The sequence below is a fragment of the Micromonospora sp. NPDC002411 genome (genome assembly GCF_053592955.1).
Genome location: NZ_JBSFBM010000407.1, coordinates 1 through 5,393, shown reverse-complemented (window position 1 = coordinate 5,393; position 5,393 = coordinate 1). Strand labels below are relative to the sequence as shown.

4 protein-coding genes and 1 riboswitch are annotated in these 5,393 nt (G+C 72.1%); of the genes, 3 read left to right on the top strand and 1 reads right to left on the bottom strand.

What is annotated here, in order from left to right:
• On the top strand, window positions 1-158 hold a 158-nt coding region (locus tag ACWCO3_RS30930; RefSeq protein ID WP_450013409.1), incomplete at its 5' end, for a metal-sensing transcriptional repressor.
• Between the two features lie 5 nt (window positions 159-163).
• Here ACWCO3_RS30930 and ACWCO3_RS30925 read toward each other — a convergent pair.
• Window positions 164-2,224: a heavy metal translocating P-type ATPase gene (locus ACWCO3_RS30925; RefSeq protein WP_450013407.1), complete on the bottom strand. Its 2,061-nt coding sequence runs from the start codon at window positions 2,222-2,224 to the stop codon at window positions 164-166.
• 310 nt (window positions 2,225-2,534) lie between these two features.
• Between ACWCO3_RS30925 and ACWCO3_RS30920 the strand changes: the two genes are divergently transcribed.
• Both ACWCO3_RS30920 and ACWCO3_RS30915 read left to right on the top strand, forming a co-directional pair.
• Complete coding sequence (locus ACWCO3_RS30920; RefSeq protein WP_145786063.1) at window positions 2,535-3,935, top strand: YibE/F family protein; 1,401 nt, start codon at window positions 2,535-2,537, stop codon at window positions 3,933-3,935.
• Between the two features lie 166 nt (window positions 3,936-4,101).
• Window positions 4,102-4,232, top strand: a riboswitch (cyclic di-AMP (ydaO/yuaA leader).
• A gap of 4 nt (window positions 4,233-4,236) precedes the next feature.
• On the top strand, window positions 4,237-5,256 hold the full coding sequence (locus ACWCO3_RS30915; RefSeq protein ID WP_145786062.1) for a coiled-coil domain-containing protein: 1,020 nt from the start codon (window positions 4,237-4,239) through the stop codon (window positions 5,254-5,256).
• Window positions 5,257-5,393: the final 137 nt, after the last annotated feature.

Sequence of the window (5,393 nt, the reverse complement as noted above, 5' to 3'; positions counted from 1 at the left end):
AGATATCCGCGATCCAGGCCGCCCTCGACAAGGTGGCGCTCGGGCTGCTCGACGGGCACGCCCGGCACTGCATGCACGAAGGGGCGGCCGAGGGCCGGGCCGACGAGATGGCCACCGAGATGATGGCGGCGGTCGGCCGGCTGATGAAGCGCGGCTGACCCCCTCAGTCACTGTCGAGACGGACCCGGCGGAGCAACTGCGCGTTGAGCGCCACCACGATGGTGGACGCGGACATCAACACCGCCGCCACCGCCGGGCTCAACGCCACACCGGCCCACGCCAGCACCCCCGCCGCCAGCGGCAGCGCCACCACGTTGTAGCCCGCCGCCCAGGCCAGGTTCTGACGCATCGTGCGGTACGACGCCCGGGACAGGCGGACCACGGCGGCCACCCCGCGCGGGTCCGACGACGCCAACACCACCCCGGCGGACTCGATCGCCACGTCGGTGCCCGCGCCGATAGCGATGCCGACGTCCGCCCGGGCCAACGCCGGCGCGTCGTTCACCCCGTCGCCGACCATCGCCACCGTCAACCCCCGCCGTTGCAGGTCGGCCACCCGCTCGTCCTTCTCCGCCGGCAGCACCTCCGCGAAGACCTCGTCGACGCCGGGCCGGAAGGCGAGTTCGGCCGCGACCGCCTCCGCCACCGGGCGGGCGTCACCCGTGATCATGGCGATGGTCCGGACACCCTCGGCGCGCAGCTCGTCGACGGCCCGCCGGGCCTCCGGGCGCACCTCGTCGGTCAGCGCGAACGCGCCGAGCACGGCCTCCGGCAGCCGTACCAGGTGCAGCACCGCGGCGCCCCGAGCCGACCACCCGTCGGTCGCCGCCTCCAGCTCGTACGGGAGTGACAGACCCAGTTCCCGCAGCAGCGCCGCACCGCCCACGGCGTACTCCGTACCGTCGATTGTCGCCCGCACACCGCGGCCCGGCAGCGACCGGAAACCGGCGGCCGGGAGCGGGCCGGCAGACCCGGCCGCCGCCACGATCGCGCGGGCCAGCGGATGCTCGCTGTCCGACTCGACGCCCGCCGCGATCCGCAGCACCTCGTCCCGCTCGGTGCCCGGCACCGTCGCCACGTCGGTCACCACGTGTTCGCCCCGGGTCAGCGTGCCGGTCTTGTCGAAGAGCACCGCGCCCACGGTCCGCATCCGCTCCAACGCCAACCGGTCCTTCACCAGGATCCCGGACCGCGCGGCCAACGCGGTGGAGAGCGCGACGACGAGAGGAATGGCGAGACCGAGGGCGTGCGGGCAGGCGATCACCAGGACGGTGACCGCGCGGACCACCGCCTCGTCGGGTCGACCGAGCGCGGCCCAGACCAGCACGGTCAGCACGGCCGTGCCGGTGGCGACGTAGAACAGCGCGGCGGCGAACCGGTCGGCCAGCAGTTGGGCCCGCCCGCCGGAACCCTGGGCCTGCGCGACCATCCGCTGGATGCCGGCGAGCGCGGTCTGCTCACCCAGCGCCTCGACGCGTACCCGGATCGCCGAGTCGGTGGCCACCGTGCCGGCCACCACCCGGTCACCTGCGGACCGGGTGACCGGCCGTGACTCACCGGTGATCATCGACTCGTCCAACTCGGCGTCACCGTCGACGATGCGGCCATCCGCCGGCACCCGACCGCCCGGGCGGACCAGCACCACGTCACCGACCCGCAGGTCGGACACCGCCACGGCCTCGACCTGTCCGTCCGCCGCGACGCGCTCGGTCTCGTCCGGCAGCAGCGCGGCCAGCGCCGCGAGCGCTCCCCGGGCCTGCCCGATGGCCTTCATCTCCTGCCAGTGGCCGAGCAGCATGATGGTGACCAGGGCGGCCAACTCCCACCAGAAGTCCAGGTCGAAGGCGCCCACGCTGGTCGCCAGGGACGCGGCGTAGGCGACGGTGATCGCCATCGCGACCAGCAGCATCATCCCGGGCGCGCGGTCCCGCACCTCCCGCACCGCACCCACGAGGAACGGCCAGCCGCCCCACCAGAACACCACCGAGCCGAGCACCGGGCCCACCCACGAGCGGCCGGGTACGTCCCAACCCAGGCCCAACTGATCCCACACCAGGTGGCTGGTCAGGACCACCGGGACCGTGAGAGCCAGACAGATCCAGAAGCGCCGACGGAACATCTCGGGATCGTGCCCGGCGTGCTTGTCGTGCCCGGCGTGCTTGTCGTGCTGCGGTGACGCGGCCGGGGCGTGCTGGCCGGGGTCGGGCGGTGACGGCACGGGCATGTCTCCACGATGCCGGTCCGGGAACCGCCGCGCGGGCGGTTCCACCTCCGACACTCCGTCACGACCTGCATCCCCCGACCGTGCTGGTTAGCATTTCCCACGATGACCCCCGGCAGACCGAGGCACGAACGGGCACCCGCGCCAGCGCGCGGTGGTGTCGCGGCTGGCCGGTCGGGTCCGACCCTACCGTCCGTGACCGAGCGGTCGTCAGCCGGCGAACCATCGCGTTCCCCCACCACGTTTCCGCAGTGACGGTGAACCGACCGGCCCACTGACACGTACCCCGCACCGGATCGTTGGGAGTCTCACCTTGGGTTCCGACCACGCCCGTCCCGCTCCGTCCGCCCCGCCCCGGGTGCGACGGATCCTCGTCATGACCGTGGTGCCTCTCTTCGTCGCCACCGTCATCGCGGCCGTGCTCCTCTGGCCGCGCGGCGGGTCACCACAGTCCGACGGCGGGGCGGACGTGCCGCGCTACAGCGGCACTGTGACCCGGGTGGTGATGGAGCCGTGCCCGCCGTCGCCGTCGAGCCCCGAGGGCACACCGCGCGTCGGCGACGGGCGCTGCGGCACTGTCGACGTCCGCGTGGACGACGGGCCGTCGGCCGGACAGCAGGTCGAGACGCCGGTGCCCGACGGGCCGGGCGCACCCCGGGTGGAGGTCGGCGACGAGGTCATCCTGGTCGAGCTGACCGACCCCACCGATCCCACCATCAGCAACTGGAACGTCGCCGAGCACCAGCGGGGCACCCCGATGCTGTGGTTGGCCGTCGTCTTCGCCGCCGCGATCGTCGCGTTCGGTCGGTGGCGGGGTCTCGCCGCGCTCGCCGGGCTGGCCGCCAGCTTCGCCATCCTGCTCACCTTCGTGCTGCCGGGTATCGGCGCGGGGAAGTCACCCCTGCTGGTGGCGGTGGTCGGCGCCGCCCTGATCATGTTCGTGGTGCTCTACCTGACACACGGGGTCAGCGCACAGACCTCGGTAGCGGTGCTCGGCACCCTGGGCAGCCTGGTGTTGACCGGCGTGCTCGCCACCGTCGCCACCGCCGCGACCCACCTCACCGGCTTCGGCAGCGAGGAAGCCACCACCCTGTCGATGTTCCAGGGCGACGTGGACCTGCACGGCCTGCTGCTCGCCGGAATCATCATCGGATCGCTCGGGGTGCTCGACGACGTGACAGTCACCCAGGCGGCCACCGTCACCGAACTGGCGCACGCCAACCCCGGCCTGACCCGGTTGCAGCTGTACCGCGCGGCAACCCGGGTCGGTCGGGCGCACATCGCGTCCACTGTCAACACCATCGTGCTGGCGTACGCGGGCGCGTCGCTGCCGCTGTTGCTCCTGCTCACCGCGGACGCGCGGCCGATCGGGCAGATCCTCACCAGCGAGTTCCTCGCCCAGGAGATCGTCCGCAGCGCGGTCGCCACCCTCGGCCTGATCGCCGCCGTGCCGCTGACCACCGGACTGGCGGCGGTGGTGACCGCCGCCGGTCGCACCGACGCTCTGTCGCCCGCCGCCGGTCGCACCGACGCCACGTCGCCCGCCGACGCTTCCGCCCCGCGACCGCAGACGGACCGGGCGGAGGCACTGGCCGCACTGATCTCACCGCGAACGGGTCACCCCGACGAGTCGGACCCGACGCGGACTCCACCCCCATCTACCGCCGCCGACCGGTGGCCGGAGCCGAACAGGAGCACGGATACGACATGGTGACACTCCTCAGCGTGACCAGATCGGGCCTCCACCCTGAGAACCGCGTCACTGGTCACTCAACGCTATGGCGAAATGACACTTTTGGTCGGCATCCAGGCGTAGCTCACCCGGTCGACTCTCGGGTAACCTCGCTGCCGGTCACCGATGAAGGCGCGAAGCGGCGTCTGCGGTGCCACCGCCCAATCGCCAACCGGCGAGCCGGGGACCCAGGTACGTGGGGTGAATCCGCGTCAGCGGTAGGGGCCACTTCCGCCCCGAACCCGTCAGCTAACCCGGTCGGCGGTCGACGGAAGGGAACATTGTGACGGCACCCCTACGCCGCTGGTTGACACCCGTGGTGGCCGTGATCGCCGCACTCACCGTGCTCGCCGGGCCCCTCCCGGCCCACGCCGCCCCGACGACTCCCACCCCGTCCGGGCACGAGGAGGACGGCGAGCCAAAGCTGCTCACCGACGTCATCGAGCAGGCCAACCGCGACTACTCCGCCGCCAAGTCCCAACTGGACAAGTCCAAGAAGCGGCAGAGCGAGCTGACGCAGCAGGTCGATCGGGCCCGGGCCGACCTGGACGCGCTGGCCCCCCAGGTCGGGCAGATCGCCGCCCAGTCGTACCGGACCGGCCGGATCGGCGCGCTCGCGATGCTGCTGGAGAGCAAGGCTCCCGACGCGTTCGTCCAGCGGGCCTCGCTGCTCGACGAGATGAACATGGTCAACGAGAAGAAGCTCGCCGAGGTCAACGCGGTGAAGGCCCGCGCCGAGCAGGCCAAGCTACTTCTCGACGCGGAGGTCCGCGAGCAGCAGAAGCAGACCGCCCTGATGGCCAAGCGCAAGAGCGAGGCGGACAAGGCGCTCTCCCTCGTCGGCGGCAAGGGCTTCACCGGCGGCCTGGTCGACGCCACCTCGAAGGTCGCCAAGATCGGCCCGGGTCGCACCGCCGACGGTGACTGGAAGCCGCAGTCGTGCAGCGAGAAGGACCCGACCACGTCCGGCTGCGTCACGCCCCGCACGCTGCACGCGTACAAGGAGGTCAAGGCGGCCGGCTTCAACCGGTTCGTCGGCTGCTACCGCTCCGGTGGGCCGTGGGAGCACCCGAAGGGCCGCGCCTGCGACTGGTCGTTGCAGAAGAGCGGCTTCGCCCCGTGGCACAACGACGACACCCGGAAGTACGGCAACAACGTCGCCGCCTTCCTCATCCGTAACGCCGACCGACTGGGCATCTACTACGTCATCTGGAACCGGCAGATCTGGTTCCCGGCGACCGGTTGGAGTTCGTACAGCGGTCCGTCGAACCACACCGACCACGTCCACATGTCGCTGCTCTGACCCGCAGGACATTCGTCGAGGGCCGTTCCGCGTCGCGCGGAGCGGCCCTCGTCTCGCGTCAGGCCCCGAAAGGCGCGGCCCGCGTCGTGTCAGGCCGCGGCGGGCGCTGCCGGGTCGGCGTCGAGCGTCGTGAGGCC